Source organism: Solwaraspora sp. WMMD1047, assembly GCF_029626155.1.
In the GTDB taxonomy this organism is placed as follows: Bacteria; Actinomycetota; Actinomycetes; order Mycobacteriales; family Micromonosporaceae; genus WMMD1047.
Window position 1 is genome coordinate 6,476,024 of the sequence record NZ_JARUBL010000001.1, and the last position, 19,189, is coordinate 6,495,212.

Here is a 19,189-nt window from a genome sequence, read left to right on the forward strand (position 1 = left end):
CCGATCGCCTGCCACGGGGGAAGCGGGCGATTGGGGCGCGCAAGATGAGCTTAACCACCCGGGATCACCGGCACAACAGGTCGCGTTCGGTCAGATTCGCGACCGACGCATCGTCCAGCAGATCGGACAGATCAGGCACTTCTACTGTGACGGGTATCACTTACCGCAGAAGGCCTCAGTCCCGTGTACGGGACCAAAAGATGACGCGATTCACAGCGGCCACCTCCGGCCGAGCAACCACCCTGAACCAGTCTCGGGTAGCCGGCGAATCCGACCCTGGGTGAACGTGCGCCAGCAGCGTGTCAACCAGACTTCACCGCAGGTCCTCATCCGATGACCTGATGTGCAGGACGGAACGGACTCCGGCCTTGAGGTCGCCCAGCCGGCGACGAACCTCGCGCTCGGCCCCAGCCGCCGGAACGGCCCGCCCGGCACCCCGGCGACCCCGTGCAGAGCCTGCTACCTGATCTTACTGTTGGGGCCGTGACCTCGGAAAACACTCCTCCCGACCAATCCGATGGGCCGACCGAACCGATCGACATGCGATTCGCCGCGCCGCCCCAGACCGACCAGCCACCGGTCTTCGTGGACGGAACCGGGCGCCGCCGGCGACGGTTGCGGCTGGTCGCCTACGGACTCGGGGCCGCCGGCATCGCTTACCTGGTGCTGGTCGGGGTCAGCATCGCCGGTGGCTCCGCCACCCCGAACGCCCTGCTGCCGTTCCCGGACCTGATCAACGAGGTCCAGGAGGAGAGCCGGCCGACGCCCGACCAACCGAGCCCGACCGTCCCGGCGACCACAATCGCGCCGAGCCCCGGCCGGTCGGTGGGTTCGGCGCTCGGCGGGGCCGTCAACGGCGCCGCGCCCGTCGCTCCCCGGACGACCGCAACCGGGACGCCGAGACCGTCCCCGACGACGACCCGACCGGCGACCCGGGTGCCGAGCCCGGCCACCCCCGCGCCGACCGACACCGAGACGACCACGCCGGTCGAGCCGACCACCCCGCCGGAGCCCACCGGTACGCCGGTCCCACCGGACCCGAGCGAACCGCCAGCACCGGCCGTATGACCGGGCCCACCACCCCCGTCGGCCCAGCCCCGGCTCCCGGCCGGTCCCGCAGTCGACGCGTCACTCCCCGACCGCACTGGCTGCTCACCGGCGTACTCTTCACGGTTTTCGTCAGCGTGCTGGTCTTCGCCGCCTTCGTGAACGCCGAGTTCACCCCGGACTCGGTGACCGAGACCGGCGGGCAGCAGTCCGTGCCGGAAGACATCCGCTCCGGGGGCCCGATCATCAACGCGTCGGGCGAACAGCCGCGCTCGTTCCGGCTGCCGGAGAAGACCATCGCGCTCACCTTCGACGACGGACCCGACCCGTGGTGGACCTCCCGGATCCTCGCCACCCTGCGCAGGTACGACGCCCGGGCAACCTTCTTCGTCGTCGGCTCACAGGTGGCCCGCCACCCGGACGTCGCCCGGCAGATCGTCAACGACGGGCACGAGCTCGGCGTACACACCTTCACCCACCCGGACCTGGCGGCGTTGCCGCAGTGGCGCCGCGAGCTGGAGTATTCGCAGACGCAGCTCGCCATCGCGCACGCCGCCGGAGTCTCCACCTCGCTGCTGCGGTTCCCGTACTCGTCGCGGCCGGACGCCATCGACGACCGGACCTGGACGCTGGTCCGCCAGGCCGGTGACCTCGGCTACCTGACCGTGGTCAACGACCTGGACGCGCGGGACTGGGCCCGACCCGGCCCGCAGGAGATCATCAACAACATGACCCCGGCCGGCGGGGCCGGTGCGGTCGTCCTGCTGCACGACGCGGGTGGCGACCGGGAGCAGACGGTCGCCGCCATCGACAGCTTCATCCCGCAGATGCAGGAACGCGGCTACCGGTTCACCACCGTCTCGGAGGGTCTCGGGCAGACGCTGGCCGGCCCGGCGGCCGAGGACGGGTCGGTGCCGGCCGGGGCCACCGCGCTCAGCGACCAGACCCTCGCGCCACCCGACGACCGGTGGCGGGGTCGGGCGCTGGTCTGGGCGGTGCACATCGCCGACGGCACGGTCGACCTGCTCTGGGTGCTGTTCATCGCGGTCGGCGTGCTCACCGTCGGGCGTACGCTGCTGCTCTTCGTGCTGGCCGGGCGGCACGCCCGGCGCCGGCGCGCGCGGGACTGGGCGTGGGGTCCACCGGTGACCGAGCCGGTCTCGGTGATCGTGCCCGCCTACAACGAGCGGGCCGGGATCGAGCTGGCGGTGCGGTCGCTGGCCACCGGGGACCACCCGGAGATCGAGGTGATCGTCGTCGACGACGGCTCGACCGACGGCACCGCCGACCTGGCCGACGCCCTCGGCCTGCCGAACGTCCGGGTCATCCGCAAGATCAACGGCGGCAAGCCGAGCGCCCTGAATCTGGGGCTCGCACTGGCCAGTCACGACCTGATCGTGATGGTGGACGGGGACACCATCTTCGAGCCGGACTCGATCCGCCGGCTGGTGCAGCCGTTCGGCGATCCGGCCGTCGGCGCGGTGGCCGGCAACGTCAAGGTCGGCAACCGGGGCGGGCTGGTCGCCCGCTGGCAGCACATCGAGTACGTCATCGGCTTCAACCTGGACCGCCGGCTCTACGAGACGCTGCGCTGCATGCCGACCGTGCCGGGCGCGATCGGGGCGTTCCGCCGGCAGGCGGTGGTCGGCGTCGGCGGCATGACCGACGACACCCTGGCCGAGGACACCGACCTCACCATGGCCATCGTCCGGGCCGGCTGGAAGGTCGTGTACGAGGAGACGGCGCGGGCCTGGACCGAGGCGCCGGAGACGTTGAGCCAGCTCTGGAAGCAGCGCTACCGGTGGAGCTACGGCACCATGCAGGCGATGTGGAAGCACCGGCACGCCATCACGGAGCACGGCCCGTCCGGCCGGTTCGGGCGGCGCGGGTTGCCGTTCCTGGCGCTGTTCGGGGTGCTGTTGCCGCTGCTCGCCCCGCTGATCGACCTGATGGCCGTCTACGGCCTGCTCTTCTCCACCCGGGTCGAAACGGCCGCCGCCTGGCTGGCGATGCTGCTGTTGCAGCTGGTCACGGCGGTGGTGGCGTTCCGGCTGGACCGGGAGAGCCGGCGCGCGCTCTGGGCGCTGCCGTTGCAGCAGTTCGCCTACCGACAGCTGATGTATCTGGTCCTGATCCAGTCGACGATCACCGCGCTGACCGGCTCCCGGCTGGGCTGGCACAAGCTGCACCGGACCGGCCAGGCCACGGTGAGCGGCTGAGCCTCCTTTAGCGACGCCGTCACCCGGTATTAACTATCTGGTATCTGCCGCAGCAAGTCGGCTCTGTCTATATCTAGGGCAGGCATTCCGCCTTCCTGCTGTGGATGGAGCCGTCATGACCCGTACCCTCCGCTGGGCAGCCACCCTGCTGGCCAGCGTCACCCTCGCCACCGTCACGGTGGCGGCACCCGCGCAGGCCGCGACGATCTCGCAGCCGCTGCGCACGATGGTGGCCAACCTCCCCGTCGCCACCGAGGTCCGCACCGGCTACAACCGGGACCTCTTCCCGCACTGGATCGACGCCGACTCGGACGGCTGCAACACCCGCTACGAGGTGCTGATCGCCGAGGCGGTGACCCGGCCCAGCGTCGGTTCGGGTTGCTCACTGAGCGGCGGACGCTGGTACTCCTACTACGACGGCGCCTACTGGACCGTCCCGGCCGACCTGGACATCGACCACATGGTGGCGCTGGCCGAGGCGTGGGACTCCGGGGCCCGCAGCTGGACCACCTCCCGCCGGCAGCAGTTCGCCAACGACCTCGGCGACGCCCGGTCGCTGGTCGCGGTCACCGACAACGTCAACCAGGCCAAGGGCGACCGGGACCCGGCCGCGTGGCTGCCCAGCCTCAACGTCTGCCGCTACATCCAGGAGTGGGTGGCGGTGAAGACCCGCTGGCGGCTCACCGTCGACAGCGCCGAGAAGAGCACCCTGACCAGCCGCGCCAACTCCTGCTCGAACGTCACCCTCACGGTGACGCACGCCTTCTGACCCCGCTCACCCCTGGCCGGCGCCCCACCCGCCGGCCAGGCGGGGTACCTGCCATCCGCGTCACGGCTCCGGGCTCGGCGGCGCCGGAGTCGGGGATGGCGGCGGCACCCGTCTCGACTCGTTGGAGTACGTTTCTCCCACCTCGACCAGGGTGTCCTCCGAGCAGACGTAGTCGGCCGGGGTCAGGTTGATGTTGAAAGAGCCGCTGTTGTTGGCGCGGCCGTTGCGGGTCAACCGCCATCCGCGCCCCGTCAAGGAGATTCGACGACCCGCTTGGCCTGGATCGAGTAGAAGTCGCTGACCGCGACATAGGTGTCCTCGCTGCAGACGTACTGCACCGGCTTGACGCTGAGTGTGAGCTTTCCGCCGTTGTTGTATTTCCCGTTGCGGGTCAGCTTCCAGTTGCCCTTCACCTTCGGGTTGCTGAACAGGATGTGGCCGTCGTTTGTGACCCGCCAACTCACCGTCCCGCTGCCCTCGGTGTGTTCGGCCCACTTGACGCCGTTGACCCAGGCCACTCCGGGTGGTTCCGCGCCGAAGGTGATCCGTAGCGTGCCGTCCGCCCGGTAGGTCTCGACGACGTCGACCTTGCCGGTGAACTGGACCGGCTTGCCGTCGATGGTCAGCGTCCGCTCGCTGGAGACCCGGCGCCAGGTGCCGATCAGGCAGGGGTCCAACCCGGCCCGCACGCTCGGCGTCGGACTGGCCGTCGGCTCCGGGGTGGCTGTCTGCGACACCCCGGCCGCCACCCGTTCACCGCCGTCTGCCACCTCATCCGACGGATCGGACCCGGACATGGCCACCAGCACGGCCGGCACCGCGACGGCCACCGCCACCGCCGCCGCTGCCGCCAACACCAGCAGGCGTCGACGGGACCGGACCGACCCGACCGGCGCCGATGCCGGCCCGTCCGTCGGCGCCGCCCCGGGCATCGGCGCCGGTCCGGAAATCGGTGCGGATTCGTCGGTTGGGAGCTGGGCGGTCGGCCAGGACTCACCGGTTGCCGGTTCCGCGGTGACCGGTGCCCCGGACGCCGCGTCCACCCGCAGGCTGCCCTCGGCCACCACCAGCTCAGGCTGGTCCACGGCAACCGGGACGCTGCCGAAGGCCCGGTGCAGCGCCGTCGACACCGCCGGCATCCGGGACGAGCCACCGGCCAGCATGATGGCGGTCAGCTCGGCGGGCTCGATCCCGGCGGTACGCAGCGCGGCCCGGGACGCCTCGACGGTCCGGTCCAGCACCGGCCCGGCCAGCCGGTCGAGCTCCTCCCGCCCGAGTGGCACGTCGGCGTCGAGCAGCGGCATGTGGATGACGGTGGTGGAGCTGCGGGCCAGCATTTCCTTGCCGGTGCGGACGTTCTCCCACAGTTGCCGGCTGGCCCGCCGGTCGGCGAGCGTCTCCGGCGTGATCAACCGCGCCCACAGCGCCGGGTCCCGATCCGCCAGGGCGGTGCCGGCGTAGGCGACGATCGCCGCGTCGACGTCCAGGCCGCCCGAATCGGTCAGCCCTTTCGTGGCCAGCACCTCGATTCCCCCGGCGGTGCGGCGTACCACCGAGGCGTCGAAGGTGCCGGCGCCGAAGTCGTAGACCAGGGCGTGCGCCCCGGGGGCGAACCGGTCGCCGGCCGCCTCGATCAGCCGGGCCGCCGCCGCGACCGGCTCGGCCGCCAGCCGGACGGTGCCGGGCAGCGCGTCCCGGGCGGCACCGAGCAGTACGCCGCGCCGCTGGGCGCCCCAGGCCGCCGGGCAGGTCAGCACCGTCTCGGTCACCGGCGTGCCGGCGGCCCGCTCGGCCTCCTCGGCCACCCGGCGCAGCACCGCCGCGATCAGCCGCTCGGCGGGCAGTTCCACCTCGCCCAGCAGCACTGTCTCGTCGTCGATGCACCGTTTCGGGTAGGGCTCGAACGCCCCGGGGTAGGTCAGCCCGGTGTGCCGGGCGTCCCGGCCGACCAGCAGCCGACCGTCCACTTCGGCGCAGACCGCGGACGGCAGCAACGGCGACCCGTCGAAGAGCAGCGGCCGGGGCTCCCGCCCGTCGACCGCGACCACCGCGACCGTGTTCGACGTACCGAAGTCGACGCCCAGCCGCACCACCACACCGGTTGTCACGCCATCGACGGTACGAGGTGCCGCAAGTGCCGGTCCATCCACCGGGCCGGCGTCCCGGGTGCCCGACCCCGACCGGAAAGATGACTACCGCTCGCGTCCGTCGCTGGGCAGACTGTGCCGATGGCCCGCCGCAGGCGCGGGCGAGCCGGCCGCCGCGGCGCCGCGCTCGTCGCCGTACTCGGTCTGCTTGTCGCCGCCGCGGCGTGCGGCAGCGACCGGCAGACCACGCCCGGGTCGGCCCGGGTCTCCCCCTCGGCGACCGGCGGCGGCAGCGACGCGAGCACGCCGGCGGCGCCGACGCCCTTCGCCGGCTGGTCCGACCCGGCCGGCGTCGGTCGCCCGTACGGCGACACCGTCGCCGGGCTGCTGACCTTCCGCGGCAACCCGACCCGCACCTACTACGGCACCGGGCCGGTGCCGCGCACCACGCCCGGCGAGCGGTGGCGCTTCCCGCGCAGCGGCGGGCTCTGCTCGGAGTCGACCGACGACAAGGGCACCCGGCAGTGGTGCGGCTCGGGCTGGACCGGGCAGCCGGCGGTCTTCGAGCGGGACGGCCGGACCTGGGTGGTCTTCGGGGCGTACGACCGGAAGATCCATTTCCTGGACGCGGCGACCGGCGAGCGGATCCTGCCGGACTTCCCCACCGGCGACATCATCAAGGGCTCGGTGACCGTCGACCCGGACGGCTTCCCGCTCGTCTACTCCGGCTCCCGGGACAACCACTACCGGATCCTGGCGATCGACCGGGGCAAGTCCACCGAGTTGTGGCGGCTCTCCGCCGACGCGGTCTCCCCCACCCTGTGGAACGACGACTGGGACGGCGCCGGCCTGATCCTCGACGATCACCTCTTCCTCGGCGGCGAGAACAGCCAGTTCCACATCGTCAGGCTCAACCGGGGCTACGACGCCAAGGGGCGGGTAACGGTGGCCCCGAAGCTGGTGTTCCACGCGCCCGGCTGGGACGCCCAACTGCTGCGCGACATCGGCGACCGGATGGTCTCCATCGAAAGTTCGGTGGCGGTGTACGGCGACACCGTCTACTTCGCGAACTCCGGCGGCCTGGTCCAGGGCTGGGACATCGGCGGCCTGAAGGACGGCCGCCAGCCGAAGCGGGTGTTCCGGTACTGGATGGGCGACGACACCGACGCCACCGTGGTGGTGGACGAGGCCGGCGCGCTCTACGTCGGCGCCGAGTACGAACGCGGCACCGCCCGCTCCAAGACGGTCGGCCAGATGGTCAAGCTCGACCCGGCCCGGCCGGACGACCCGCTGGTCTGGAAGGTCGACGACCGGGGGTCGAACCCGGCCGGCGTCTGGGGCACCCCGGCGTTGCACCGCGACCTGGCCATCTTCGACACCAACGGCGGCGAGGTGCTCGGCATCGACCGGACCACCGGCGCCGTACGCTGGCGGTTCCGGTTGCCCGGCCCGACCTGGCAGTCCCCGGTGGTCGTCGACGACGTGCTGCTGATCGGCGACTGCGCCGGCTTCCTGAACGCCTACGACGTCGCCGACACCACCGCCGCGCCCCGCCGGCTGTGGCGGCTCAAGCTCGGCGGCTGCGTCGAGTCCACCCCGGCGGTCTGGGGCGGCGTCCTCTACGTCGGCACCCGGGCCGGCGCCTTCCACGCGATCGGCCCGACCTGACCGCAGCAGCGCCCAACCGACCTGGTCGCAGGCTGCCTCACGAGGTGAACACCAGTTACCCTAAAACTGCGACGTAGGGTAACTGGTGTTCACCTCGTGGGGTTGCGCGGTCAGGTGTCGGTGGCGGAGGCGAGCGCCTGGCCGAGGATCTGGGAGCTGTTGCCGAGTTCCTCGGTCTCGGTGCCCCAGCGGATCTCCATGCGTTGGCCGTCGTGCAGTTGGAGCTCGTACTTGAGCGGGAACTTGCGGGTCAGCGGGGCGGCGACGATCTCCTCGTACGGGATGAAGCGGTTTGCGGCGTCGGCGGCCAGCTCCCGGGGGTTGCCGTCGGAGATCCAGTTGGCCAGCCGGCGCTTGGCGGTCCGCATCTTCAGCCGGGGAACGCCCGGGACCAGCAGCAGGCCGTGGCTGAGGACCAGCACGTCGGTCCGCTCCTTGTCCACCACCATGTTCACGATGCCGCCGTAGAACTCGGCCTTGTCCGCGGTGGCCCGCTGCTGGACGTGCTGCGCGCTGGCCACGTCGATGCCGCGTTGGGCGAGCCGCTGCCGGGCCTCCGGCAGCGACGCCGGGTCGACCGCCAGCTCCGCGACGTCCTTCAACTCCAGGGGTGCGCCGTCCTGGTCGACGAGCGTGACCGGGCCGGTCCAGGAGTGCTGCCAGCGGGCCACCCCGGAGCGGACCGCCGCGAGGCTGAGCAGCGCGGCGACCGGCTTGGCGAACAGGGTACGGGCCTCGCGGCGGGTCGCGTCCGGGAAGACCGGCGCGGCCATCTCGTCGAGGCGGCCCGCCTCGATCAGGTCGAGCACCACCCCGACGTGCGGCACCGGCTGGTTGACCGCGCGGGCGAGGACCCGCAGCAGTCCGTCCATGTTCTCCTGCAGTTCGGTGCTGGCGGCGGCGGTGGTGAACTGGTCCCACGGCAGGGAGGTCAGCTTCGCGGTGTCGAGCACCCGCGCCTGCAGGGCGCGCCCGGCCTGATCCGGGTAGGGGATGAGGATGGCGGCGGGCCGCTCGTCGACCGCCACCGGCGACTCCGGCGCCGCCGTGATGCCGGCGAGCCGCACGCCCAGCGGCGGGTGGGTGTCCCAGACCGACGGCTCGTCGTCGGGCTCGCTGGCCCGGATCTCGGCGATCTCGTCGGCGCGGGCGTGCAGCATCTCGCCGAAGCCGGCGAACAGGTCGTCCGGCATATAGCCCGCCTCCAGGCCGGGGCCGACGTACCTGTTCATGTAGAAGTTGAACGCGGCGGCCAACACCTGCACCTCGCGTAGCGCGCTGCCGGCGGCGTTGCGGCCGGCGACCCGCACCGACGCCAGGTCGGCCTCCAGCTCCTGGCGGCGGCTGACCGAGTTCTCCACCATGATGTAGAGCCGGCCGTAGCCCTTGAACACCCAGCCGGCGATGTTGCCCGAGCCGATGTGGCCGATGGTGCGCCGCAACGCGATCCGGCCCCGGTACGACACCGCGCCGAGCCGGGTGTGCCGGCCCGAGTAGTGGCCCAGCTCGTGCGCCAGCACCGAGCGCAACTGCGCGACGGTGAACGCCTGCAGCAGCGGCATTCCGATGTAGAGGTAGCGCCGACCGCCGACCAGACCCATCAGCCGGGTGCGCTCCATGACCGCGGCGTTCACGTCGGGCACCAGGTAGATCTCGTCCGGCGCCCGGGTGCCGACCACCGCCGCCAGCTCGTCGACGGTCGCCCACAGGTGCGGCGCGGTGGCCCGGTCCAGCGGCAGTCCGTGCGGCTCGGCGGGCTTGGTGCGGATCGCCTTCCAGGTGCCGTATCCGACCGCCCAGACGGTGGCACCGAAGACCGCGATGCCGATCTTCGCGGCGAGGAAGCCGGTCGCGACCGAGGCGACCCAGACCGCCAGCGCGATCCCGGCGGCGAACTGGACGACGGCGAGCACGTAGAACCCGGCGAGCATGGCCACCGAGATGAGAGCGCGAAGCGCGACCGGCATGGTTTCTCCCCGTACGCCGCCGCCAGAGCAGGAGCGCCCCGGCGAGTACGGGACCGTACACCAGACCCCTATAGTCGTGCCACCGTTGACGTGGGAAGGGATCAGGTCCGATGTGGCCTTGCAGGCGCAGATCAGACAAGAAGCCACTGACGATCGACCCCAGCATGGGTGATCCGGTGGTGGCACGCCTGCGGGCGGCGGCGAAGGCCGGCGACTGGCGGACCATCGCCGAGCTGGTGTCGGCCGCCGAGCATCCCGACGACCACTACTTCCGGGTACGCGAGGCGGCATTCACCACGGGGGTGCAGGAATGGGTCGACGACTGGGTGGCCGCCGAGCCTCGCTCGACCCTGCCGCTGCTGGTCAAGGGTGCGCACGCGATCTCCTGGGCGTGGGAGGCGCGCGGCAGCGGGCGGGCGAACACGGTCGGCGAGGCGGCGTACAAGATCTTCTTCAAGCGGCTCAAGGTCGCCGAGGACTGCCTGGACGACGTGACCGACCGTGATTCCGACTCGGCCACCGCCTGGGCCTTCCTGGTTGTCCTCGGCCGGGCGCGACAGCTCGGCATCGACGAGACCCGCCGCCGCTTCGACAAGGTGCGCCGTCGCCACCCGTGGCACGTCGAGGCACACGAACAGATGCTGCAACAGCTCTGCCGGAAGTGGGGTGGCTCGCACGAGCTGATGCACGGGTTCGCCGCCGAAACCCTGGCGGCGATGCCCGCCGGCTCGCTGCTGGGTCAGTTGACCCCGGCCGCCCACCTCGAACACTGGCTCGACCTGCCCGAGGGCGAGGACGAGGGCTACCTCACGACAGCCGAGGTCCGCGCGGACCTGAACGCCGCCGCCGACCGCTCGGTGCGACACCCCGACTTCGTACGACGGGCGCACTGGCCCACGGTGCACAACTCGTTCGCCATGGCGTTCTCGCTGAACGGGGACTGGTCGGCGGCCCGGGAGCAGTTCGACGTCATCGGCGACCTGATGACCGAGTGGCCATGGCAGTACATGGCGAACAAGGAGAACTCGTTCGTCCGCTTCCGCGACCAGTCCCACCGGTAGGCGCAGACCCCACGAGGTGAACGCCAGTTACCCTAAAACGCGGTCGTAGGGTAACAGGTGTTCACCTCGTTGCCGTTCGGCGCCCTGGCAGCGGGAGATGGCCGAGGGAGCGGGCGAGGTCACAGGCTGGCACCTGGGTATTGCCAGGCCAGCGCTTTAGGGTAGCCTTCCCTAACATGATCGCTACTGCGCTGCACGGGGACGACCTGGTGCTCGGCTACCAGCGTGCCACCGTTGTGCATGGCGTCTCCGTCCGACTGCGGCCCGGGGCCGTGACCGCCCTGATCGGCCCGAACGGCAGCGGTAAGTCCACTGTGCTGCGTTCGCTGGCCCGGCTGCACAAGGTCGAGTCCGGACGGGTCAGCCTCGACCAGGGCGACGGCGACGCCAGGGATGTCGCACCGTTGTCGGCCCGCGAGTTCGCCCGCCGGGTCACCCTGCTGTCCCAGTCTCGGCCGCACCCGTCCGGGCTCGCCGTACGCGACGTGGTGGCCTTCGGGCGGCACCCGCACCGCCGCCGGTTCGCCCCGCTGTGCGACGCCGACCGGACCGCCATCGAACACGCCATGACGCTGACCGGCGTCACCGCGATGGCCCAGCGCTCGGTCGACCAGCTCTCCGGCGGCGAACTGCAGCGGGTCTGGCTGGCCACCTGCCTGGCCCAGGACACCGGTGTCCTGCTGCTGGACGAACCGACGAATCACCTCGACCTGCGCTACCAGGTCGAGACCCTCGATCTGATCCGCGACCTGGCCGACGACCACGGCACCGCGCTCGGGGTCGTGTTGCACGACCTCAACCACGCCGCGACCGTGGCCGACCAGGTCGTCCTGCTGCACCTCGGCCGGGTGCACGCGACCGGCACCCCCACCGACGTGCTCACCGCGGAGCACCTGTCGGAGGTCTACGGACTGCCGATCCACGCCACCACCGACCCGGAGACCGGCCAGGTCCGGGTGGAACCACAGGCCAGGCGCCTGCGCCAACCAGCCTGAGCCGCTGACGTCACAACCGGTCACAACCGAGTGAGGAACCCCATGAACAGACGATCGATCGCGGCTGCCCTGACCTCGGCGGCGCTGGTGCCGCTGCTGCTGGGCGCGTGCGGTACCACGGAACCCGACACCGGTTCGGCGGAGGCGCCGGCCGCCAACGCCTCGGTGGACTGCGCCGACGACACCACCGCGACCGCCACCGGCCCGGTCACCGTCAACGACGCCCTCGGCCGCACCGTCGAGCTGCCCGAACCCGCCAAGCGGGTCGCCGTCCTCGAATGGCAGCAGATCGAGGACGCCCTCACCCTCTGCCTGACCCCGGTCGCCGTCTCCGACGCCAAGGGCTACACCACCTGGAACACCGCGGAGGCCCTGCCGTCCGGCGTCGCCGACGTCGGCACCCGCGGCGAGCCGAACCTCGACGCCCTCTTCGCCGCCAACCCCGACCTGGTCATCATCGAGGCGGCCGCCGCCGACGACGCGGTCCTCAAGCAGCTTTCCGAGTACGACGTACCGGTGCTCGCCACCAAGGGCGCCGACGCCGCCGACCCGGTGCAGAACATGCTGGACACCTTCACGCTCATCGCCAAGGCCACCGGCCGGGAGGAGCGCGCGGCGCTTGTCGTCGACGACTTCAAGGCCAGCCTGGCCGAGGCGAAGGAGACCGTCAGCGGGGCCGACATCCCGGTCAAGGAGTTCATCTACTTCGACGGCTGGATCCAGGGCGGCAACGTCGCGCTGCGGCCGTTCGGTCAGGGTTCGCTCGTCGGCGAGCTGGGCGAGGAGCTGGGCCTGACAAACGCCTGGACCGGCGAGGTCGACCCCGTCTACGGCCTGGGCCAGACCGACATCGAAGGGGTACGGGCGGTCGGCAGCGCCACCTTCTTCCACACCGGCACCGTCGACCCGGCCGGCGATGTGCTGACCGAGCTGGACAAGAACCAGGCGTGGAAGTCGCTGCCGGCGGTCAGCGAGGGCCGGGTGCACGCCTTCCCGCCGGGTATCTGGACCTTCGGCGGGCCGCGCTCCTCGCAGCAGGTGCTCGACGCGTACGTCGATCTTCTGACCAAGTGACCGAGCGCCGGTCGTCGCCGCTGGTGACAGCAGAACCCGACAACCCGGCCACCGGGGGCGGTCCGCCGCCCCCGGTGCCGGGCACCACCGGCGCGGCCGGCCTGCTCGGCGCGACCGGCGCCCTGCTGGGGCTGGCCATCCTGCTCCTGCTCACCTCCGGCTGGCATCTCACCCAGGGCACCTCCGGGATGGGGCTGGCCGACCTGCTCGACCTCGCTCTCGGTGCGGACTCGGCGGCCAACCAGGCGACCCGGGACGTGCTCATCGGTTCCCGGCTCCCCCGGCTGGCCGCCGGGATCGCCGTCGGGTTCGCCCTCGGGGTGGCCGGGGCGCTGTTCCAGTCGCTGGCCCGCAACGCGCTGGCCTCCCCGGACACCCTGGCGGTGACCGGCGGGGCGTACCTGGCGGTCACGCTTGTCGCGGTCTTCGGGCTGGGCATCCCGATCTGGGCCTCGGGTGCGGTCGCGTTCGTCGGTGGGCTGCTGGCCGCCGGGCTGGTGCTGGGCCTGGCCGGCGGCGCCGGCACCTCCACCACCCGGCTGGTGCTGGCCGGTTCGGCGGTGGCGATGGCGTTGCAGGCCGGCACGTCGGCGCTGCTCATCATCTTCGAACAGGAAACCACCGGCCTGTACGCGTGGGGCAGCGGCTCGCTCAGCCAGCTCGGCCTCTCGGCGTTCCAGCAGGCCGCCCCGGTGGTGCTGCTGGCCACCCTGGGCGGCCTGCTGATCTCCCGCCGGCTCGACCTGCTCGGCCTCGGCGACGACACGGCCGGCGTACTCGGGGTGCCGATCCGGGCCACCCGGGCGGTCGGGGTGGTGCTCGCGGTGCTGCTCACCGCCGCCGCGGTGACGCTGGCCGGGCCGATCGGCTTCGTCGGCCTCTGCGCCCCGGTGATCGCCCGGCTGCTGTCCCGGGTGGTGCCGGCGCTGCGCCGGCACGTGATCCTGATCCCGGCCGCCGGGCTGGTCGGCGCGCTGGTGGTGGTGCTGGCCGATGCGGTGATCCGGGCGCTGCTCGGCGCCGACGAGGCGATCATGATCCCGACCGGGGTGGCCACGACCCTGTTCGGCGTGGTGGTGCTCATCGCGCTGGCCCGGCAGAGCCGCGACTCCGGTCCGACCCGGCGACCGCCGGGCACCGGGATGGGGGTCCGCAGCCGGCTGCGGTTCCAGGTGGTGCTCGTGGTGAGCGCGGCGGCCGCCGCCGGCACCCTGCTGCTCGGCCTGCTCGCCGGCAACACCTGGCTGCTCACCGGCGACATCATGCTCTGGCTCTCCGGGGACGGCTCCCCGATGATCCGGTTCGCGCTCGACGAACGCGCGCCCCGGGTGGCGGCCGCGCTGGCGGCGGGGGCGGCGCTGGCGCTGTCCGGGGCGCTGGTCCAGGCCACCTGCCGCAACCCGCTCGCCGAACCGGGCATCCTCGGCATCACCGGCGGCGCCGGCCTCGGCGCGGTGATCGTGGTGACGGGCGGCGGGGGCGGCGGCAACGCCAGTCTGCTGGTGGCGGCCACCGCCGGTGCGCTTGTCGCCTTCGCCCTGGTCTACGGCCTGGCCTGGCGGCGCGGGCTGGACGCCGACCGGCTGGTGCTGGTCGGCATCGGCGTCTGGTACGGCTCACTGGCCATGACGACGTTCCTGCTGATCCGGTCGAACCCGTGGGACACCCCCAGGATCTTCACCTGGCTCTCCGGCACCACCTACGGCCGCACCTGGGAGCAGGTGCTGCCGGTGGCGGTGCTGCTGCTGGCGGCGTTCCCGGTCGCGCTCGTGGTGCGGCGGGAACTCGACCTGCTCGCCCTCGACGAGGACACTCCCCGGCTGGTCGGGGTGGGCCTGGAACGGGTCCGGCTGCTGGTGCTGACGGTCGCCGCCGTACTCGCGGCGGTGAGCGTCGCCGCGGTCGGCGTGATCGGCTTCGTCGGCCTGGTCGCCCCGCACGCGGCCCGCGCGCTGGTCGGCGGCCGGCACGCCCGGACGCTGCCGGTCGCCGTCCTGCTCGGCGCCGTCCTGGTCGGACTGGCCGACGCGTTCGGCCGGACCGTGGTCGCCCCGGCGCAGATCCCGGCCGGCCTGGCGGTCGCCCTGATCGGCGCCCCCTACTTCGTCTACCTCCTCGCCCGCTCCCGCGCCTGACCCTCCTCGCCGGCGGCGGTGCGGCGGACTTCATCACCGCGACCGACGGCCCTAATAAGCCTGACATCTACGGGCGTCACGATGTCTTCGGCACCGCGAGCCGGGCGGATGCCAACCAGGTCGGCGGCGTGGGAACGCCGGCCGGGGCGGGCGATCCGCTCGCAGCGTCCTGGCCGGCCGGGGGCAACCGGCCGGCCAGGAGCAGCGCTCCCGCCACTGTGGATCAATTCCGGCCACCGGTCCCGGATCTCACCATCGAGGCGACCGGCAGCGACCCGAACGTGATCCTGAGCGTCCACCTGCCCAGCGGCTCGTTCCTGTTCCAGCTCAGCAACAACGGCGGCGGCCGGTGTTCCGACCAGCGCGGCTGGCGGACCAGCGCGCCGACCCAGATCGTCGTACGGAGCAACTTCGGCGGGACCGCCGAGTCGCCGGTCACGCGGGTCTGACCTGCCAGCGCCGACGACCGCCCACCCCACGGGCGGTAAGGTGCGGGTCGGCATCCGAGCGGGCCTGGGGGAACGGTGATGGGGAGTACGGACGGTGGGTTCCGCGCGGCCCGGGCGAACCCGACGTGACCGCGCCGCTGCGCCCCGGCGACCCGCCCCGGCTCGGCCGCTACGAGTTGGTCGGCCGCCTCGGTGAGGGCGGCATGGGCAACGTCTTCCTGGCTCGCGATCCGCAGGGCAGGCAGGTCGCGATAAAGGTGGTCCGGCCGGACCTCTCCCATGACGACGAGTTCCGCGGCCGGTTCCGCAGCGAGGTCAACCGGGCTCGGCAGGTGCCGCCGTTCTGCACGGCCGAGGTGCTGGACGCCGAGCCCGACCACGACCCGCCGTTCCTGGTCGTCGAATACGTCGACGGGCCGAGCCTGGCCGAGGTGGTCCGCCGGCAGGGACCACTGAGCCCGGCCGGGCTGCACAGCATGGCCGTCGGGATCGCCACCGCGCTCACCGCGATCCACGGGGCCGGGGTGATCCACCGGGACCTCAAGCCGGGCAACGTGCTGTTCGCGCTCGGCGGGGTCAAGGTGATCGACTTCGGGATCGCGCGGGCGTTCGAGGCCACCAGCCAGCACACCCGTACCGACCAGGTGGTGGGCACGGTCTCGTACATGGCGCCCGAGCGGTTCGACGCCGAGAGCTCCCACACCGTCGGTCCGGCCGCGGACATCTTCGCCTGGGGCGCGGTGGTCGGCTACGCGGCGACCGGGCGCACCCCGTTCGCGGCGGACTCGCCGCCCGCCACCGCGATGCGGATTCTCACCCAGCCGCCGGACCTGACCGGGCTCACCGGACCACTGCGCGGTCTGGTCGAGCGGGCGCTGGCGAAGGAGCCGGGCGACCGCCCCACCGCCCGGGAACTGCTCGATGAGCTGCTCACCGCCGCCGGGCAGCCGGCCGGCGCGGCCGCGCCGGCCCAGGCCCTGCCGACGCTGCGTGCCGCTTCGGATCAGCCGGCTCAGCCGGCCGGGACGGCGGACGGCCCGCCAGCCGGGGCGGCGGACGGCGCGGTGGCGGCCGGCGCGGTGGCGGCCGGGGGCGGGAATGGAGCGCCGGCCCGTGGTCGCCGTCGCTGGCTGATCGGGCTCGGGGTTGCCACCGCCGTACTCGCGGTCCTGGTCCCTGGCGCGCTGTTCGGCCGGCAACTGCTGGCCGAGCCCGACAGCGGCGCCCCGGCTGTCCCGACCGGGAGCGCGTCCGGCAGCCCAGCGACCGGGACCGCCGCGCCCACCGGTGCGCCATCCTCCGGTGCCGCGACCTCCGGTGCCGCACCGTCCGGCGCCGCCGACACCACCCGGGCCATCCTGACCGGACAGCGACGCGCCCTCCTGCACATCGCCGAGATCGACCGAGATCTCTCCATGCCGTTCGACGGGGTGACGCACGTTTCCGATGGCACCGGCCCGGACGCGCTCTTCGCGCTCGTCCCGATCGGCGTGGACTACATGATCAAGTCGCTCAACCCGGAGGTGGACCACCGGCCGTGTCTCGGGGTCAAGGTGCTCCCGGAGGAGTCGGCCGCGCTGGTGGCCGCCGAGTGCTATCCGACCGCCGCAACGCTGTTCGAGATCTCGCCGGTGGACGGCACGGACGACAAGGGCCGCCCGACCTACCAGATCTACAACGACACGTACGGTTTTGTGCAGTGGAGCCGGAGCCGGTCGAAAATCTACGTCGAGTTCCTTGGCGACGCCCCGATCGACACCACCTTCAGCCTGGTCGACCGCGGCCCACTCTGAGCCGCACCGACGGTCGGGGTCCACCCTCGATCGTCAGCTGACCAGGTGGCGTTCCCAGGCCCAGGCGGCGATCTCCACCCGGTTGCGGGCGCCCAGCTTCGTCTGCACGCTGCCGAGGTGGGACTTGACCGTGCCGACGGAGATGTAGAGCCCGGCGGCGATCTCGGCGTTCGTCGCGCCGCGGGCCACCAGCTTCACCACCTCCAGTTCCCGGGGGGACAGCCCGGTCTCCGGCGGCCCGGTGGGCGTCGGCGGGTTGAGGTGTGCCAGCAGCCGTACGGTGATCGACGGGCTGATCAGGGCGTCGCCGCTGACGGCGGCCCGGACCGCCTCCACCAGCAACGCCGGGCCGGAGTCCTTCAGCAGGAAGCCGCAGGCGCCGTTGCGGAGCGCGGCGTGCACGTACTCGTCCAGGTCGAAGGTGGTGACCACCACCACCCGGACCGGGTTGGTGACACCGGGACCGGCCATCAGCCGTAGCGCCGCCAGGCCGTCCAGCCGGGGCATCCGGATGTCGAGCAGGGCGACATCCGGGCGGAGCCGGCGGGCCAGCTCCACCGCCTCCACCCCGTCGCCCGCCTCGCCGACCAGCTCCATGTCGGGCTGGGCGCCGATGATCATGCCGAATCCGGTCCGCACCATCGCCTGGTCGTCGGCGATCATCACCCGGATCATCGGGCGTCCTTCCCGGTCAGGGGCAGGGCCATGTCCACCACCCAGCCGCCGTCGATGCCCGGCCCGGCCCGCAGCCGGCCCGCCAGCGCGCCGACCCGCTCGGTGAGCCCGGCCAGGCCGAAGCCCGGTCGACCCGGCCGCTGGCCCCCGCGCTGCGGCCGGCCGTCGTCCGTCACCCGCACCAACAACCAGTCGGCGGTACGACTGATCCACACCTCCACCTGCCGCGCCCCGGTGGCGTGCTGCCGGACGTTCGTCAGCGCCTCCATCACCACCCGGTACGCCGAGGAGGTCACGTCGGCCGGCAGGTCGTCGATGCGCCCCTCGGTGTGCAGCCGGGCCGTCACCGGACCGGCGTCGGAGAAGCCGCGGACCAGCTCCGGCACGTCGGTCAGCAGGGCCAGCGGCGCCAGCGGCGCGTCCGGCTCAGCCTCGTGCCCGCGCAGTACGCCGACCATCCGGCGCATCACCGTCATGGTCTCCGCCCCGGCCTGTTCGATCTGTTCGAGGACGGCCAACGCCCGCTGCGGGTCCTGTTCGGCGATGTAGCGGGCGCCCTGCGCCTGCACCACGATCCCGGTGACGTGGTGGGCGATGAAGTCGTGCAGGTCGCGGGCGAACTCGGCGCGCTGTTCGGCGCGGATCGCGGCGAGCTGCCGCTCCCGGCCGGTGGCGATCAGCCGGAAGTACATGCCGGCGGCGGCCGCCCCCGCCGCGAGCAGCGCGTAGAGCATCCCGATCACCCGGTGACCGTTGCCGAGGTCGACCCGCAGCGGCAGGGCGGCCACGGCCAGGCCGGTGACGGCGATGGTGAGCAGCGCCGGCCCCGGCCGCGCCAGCCGGGCCAGCACGAAGACGATGCCGAGCAGGCCGCACGACTCGGCCAGCCCCCAGAAGGGTCCGCGCAGGCCGGAACGCTCGCCGATCAGACCGACCGCGCTGGCGATGTGCCCGGCGGTCGTCGCCAACGACCAGACCGCCACCACGAAGGCAGCCACCGGCAGCCGTCCCGGCCCCAACCGGCGGGCCGGGAGCCAGACCGCCGCGGTGGCCACGGCCAGGGCGACCTGCAGGAGGACCACCGGCAGCCGGAAGTCGCCGGGGGCGGCGAAGATGCTGCCGAACCCGACGTCGATCAGGCCGAGCAACGCCATGCCGACCAGGGCGAGGGCCTTGCCCGCTCGCCTCCACCAGGCATTCAGGGTCTCCGTCATCGCCTGCCAACGGTAGCCAACCCGATGAGCAGGCCG

Annotated in this window: 15 protein-coding genes; 10 read left to right on the top strand and 5 right to left on the bottom strand. The window is 72.5% G+C overall.

Annotated elements, in window-relative coordinates:
- Positions 1-540: 540 nt before the first annotated feature.
- From O7627_RS29655 to O7627_RS29665, 3 genes are all read left to right on the top strand, one after another.
- The gene (locus O7627_RS29655; protein WP_278096748.1) at positions 541-1,068 is read left to right on the top strand and encodes a hypothetical protein; all 528 of its coding nucleotides are present in this window, start codon (positions 541-543) and stop codon (positions 1,066-1,068) included.
- Positions 1,065-3,266, top strand: coding sequence for a bifunctional polysaccharide deacetylase/glycosyltransferase family 2 protein (locus O7627_RS29660; protein ID WP_278096749.1), 2,202 nt, complete (start codon positions 1,065-1,067; stop codon positions 3,264-3,266). The genes O7627_RS29655 and O7627_RS29660 overlap by 4 nt, the downstream gene beginning before the upstream one ends.
- Positions 3,267-3,381: 115 nt before the next feature.
- Positions 3,382-4,035 carry an HNH endonuclease family protein gene (locus O7627_RS29665; RefSeq protein ID WP_278096750.1) on the top strand — a complete coding sequence of 218 codons (654 nt, stop codon included), beginning with the start codon at positions 3,382-3,384 and terminating at the stop codon, positions 4,033-4,035.
- A 60-nt stretch (positions 4,036-4,095) separates the two neighbouring features.
- Here the strand turns inward: O7627_RS29665 and O7627_RS29670 are convergent, their stop codons facing one another.
- Both O7627_RS29670 and O7627_RS29675 read right to left on the bottom strand, forming a co-directional pair.
- Positions 4,096-4,269: a hypothetical protein gene (locus O7627_RS29670; RefSeq protein ID WP_278096751.1), complete on the bottom strand. Its 174-nt coding sequence runs from the start codon at positions 4,267-4,269 to the stop codon at positions 4,096-4,098.
- Positions 4,270-4,286: 17 nt separating this feature from the next.
- Positions 4,287-6,143 (bottom strand): Hsp70 family protein, encoded by a 1,857-nt coding sequence (locus O7627_RS29675; protein ID WP_278096752.1) that lies wholly within the window; start codon positions 6,141-6,143, stop codon positions 4,287-4,289.
- A gap of 120 nt (positions 6,144-6,263) precedes the next feature.
- Here O7627_RS29675 and O7627_RS29680 point away from each other — a divergent pair, with 120 nt between their 5' ends.
- Entirely contained in the window at positions 6,264-7,790 is a 1,527-nt protein-coding gene (locus O7627_RS29680) for a PQQ-binding-like beta-propeller repeat protein (RefSeq protein WP_278096753.1), read from the top strand.
- A gap of 110 nt (positions 7,791-7,900) precedes the next feature.
- On the opposite strand, the gene O7627_RS29685 is transcribed toward O7627_RS29680, so the two are convergent.
- Entirely contained in the window at positions 7,901-9,757 is a 1,857-nt protein-coding gene (locus O7627_RS29685; RefSeq protein WP_278096754.1) for a M48 family metallopeptidase, read from the bottom strand.
- 164 nt (positions 9,758-9,921) lie between these two features.
- Between O7627_RS29685 and O7627_RS29690 the strand changes: the two genes are divergently transcribed.
- The 6 genes from O7627_RS29690 (at position 9,922) to O7627_RS29715 (ending at position 17,264) form a co-directional block, all read left to right on the top strand.
- Entirely contained in the window at positions 9,922-10,818 is an 897-nt protein-coding gene (locus tag O7627_RS29690; RefSeq protein ID WP_278096755.1) for a hypothetical protein, read from the top strand.
- A 176-nt stretch (positions 10,819-10,994) separates the two neighbouring features.
- Complete coding sequence (locus O7627_RS29695; RefSeq protein WP_278096756.1) at positions 10,995-11,813, top strand: ABC transporter ATP-binding protein; 819 nt, start codon at positions 10,995-10,997, stop codon at positions 11,811-11,813.
- Between the two features lie 42 nt (positions 11,814-11,855).
- Entirely contained in the window at positions 11,856-12,887 is a 1,032-nt protein-coding gene (locus O7627_RS29700) for an iron-siderophore ABC transporter substrate-binding protein (protein WP_278096757.1), read from the top strand.
- The gene (locus tag O7627_RS29705; protein ID WP_278096758.1) at positions 12,884-15,022 is read left to right on the top strand and encodes an iron ABC transporter permease; all 2,139 of its coding nucleotides are present in this window, start codon (positions 12,884-12,886) and stop codon (positions 15,020-15,022) included. The genes O7627_RS29700 and O7627_RS29705 overlap by 4 nt, the downstream gene beginning before the upstream one ends.
- A gap of 218 nt (positions 15,023-15,240) precedes the next feature.
- Positions 15,241-15,471: a hypothetical protein gene (locus O7627_RS29710; RefSeq protein WP_278096759.1), complete on the top strand. Its 231-nt coding sequence runs from the start codon at positions 15,241-15,243 to the stop codon at positions 15,469-15,471.
- A gap of 125 nt (positions 15,472-15,596) precedes the next feature.
- The gene (locus O7627_RS29715; RefSeq protein ID WP_278096760.1) at positions 15,597-17,264 is read left to right on the top strand and encodes a serine/threonine-protein kinase; all 1,668 of its coding nucleotides are present in this window, start codon (positions 15,597-15,599) and stop codon (positions 17,262-17,264) included.
- Positions 17,265-17,297: 33 nt separating this feature from the next.
- On the opposite strand, the gene O7627_RS29720 is transcribed toward O7627_RS29715, so the two are convergent.
- Together O7627_RS29720 and O7627_RS29725 are read right to left on the bottom strand one after the other, a co-directional pair.
- A complete protein-coding gene (locus tag O7627_RS29720; protein ID WP_278096761.1) occupies positions 17,298-17,939 on the bottom strand; it encodes a response regulator transcription factor in 642 nt (213 codons plus the stop codon).
- On the bottom strand, positions 17,936-19,153 hold the full coding sequence (locus O7627_RS29725) for a histidine kinase (RefSeq protein ID WP_278096762.1): 1,218 nt from the start codon (positions 19,151-19,153) through the stop codon (positions 17,936-17,938). Before O7627_RS29725 ends, O7627_RS29720 begins: the two co-directional genes overlap by 4 nt.
- Between the last annotated feature and the right edge of the window lie 36 nt (positions 19,154-19,189).

What these genes read in the sequence shown, in the direction of transcription:
- O7627_RS29655 (WP_278096748.1), top strand. Translation starts at nt 541, where the DNA reads ATGCGATTCGCCGCGCCGCCCCAGACCGACCAGCCACCGGTCTTCGTG.
- O7627_RS29660 (WP_278096749.1), top strand. Translation starts at nt 1,065, where the DNA reads ATGACCGGGCCCACCACCCCCGTCGGCCCAGCCCCGGCTCCCGGCCGG.
- O7627_RS29665 (WP_278096750.1), top strand. Translation starts at nt 3,382, where the DNA reads ATGACCCGTACCCTCCGCTGGGCAGCCACCCTGCTGGCCAGCGTCACC.
- O7627_RS29680 (WP_278096753.1), top strand. Translation starts at nt 6,264, where the DNA reads ATGGCCCGCCGCAGGCGCGGGCGAGCCGGCCGCCGCGGCGCCGCGCTC.
- O7627_RS29685 (WP_278096754.1), bottom strand. Translation starts at nt 9,757, where the DNA reads ATGCCGGTCGCGCTTCGCGCTCTCATCTCGGTGGCCATGCTCGCCGGG.
- O7627_RS29690 (WP_278096755.1), top strand. Translation starts at nt 9,922, where the DNA reads ATGGGTGATCCGGTGGTGGCACGCCTGCGGGCGGCGGCGAAGGCCGGC.
- O7627_RS29695 (WP_278096756.1), top strand. Translation starts at nt 10,995, where the DNA reads ATGATCGCTACTGCGCTGCACGGGGACGACCTGGTGCTCGGCTACCAG.
- O7627_RS29700 (WP_278096757.1), top strand. Translation starts at nt 11,856, where the DNA reads ATGAACAGACGATCGATCGCGGCTGCCCTGACCTCGGCGGCGCTGGTG.
- O7627_RS29720 (WP_278096761.1), bottom strand. Translation starts at nt 17,939, where the DNA reads ATGATCCGGGTGATGATCGCCGACGACCAGGCGATGGTGCGGACCGGA.
- O7627_RS29725 (WP_278096762.1), bottom strand. Translation starts at nt 19,153, where the DNA reads ATGACGGAGACCCTGAATGCCTGGTGGAGGCGAGCGGGCAAGGCCCTC.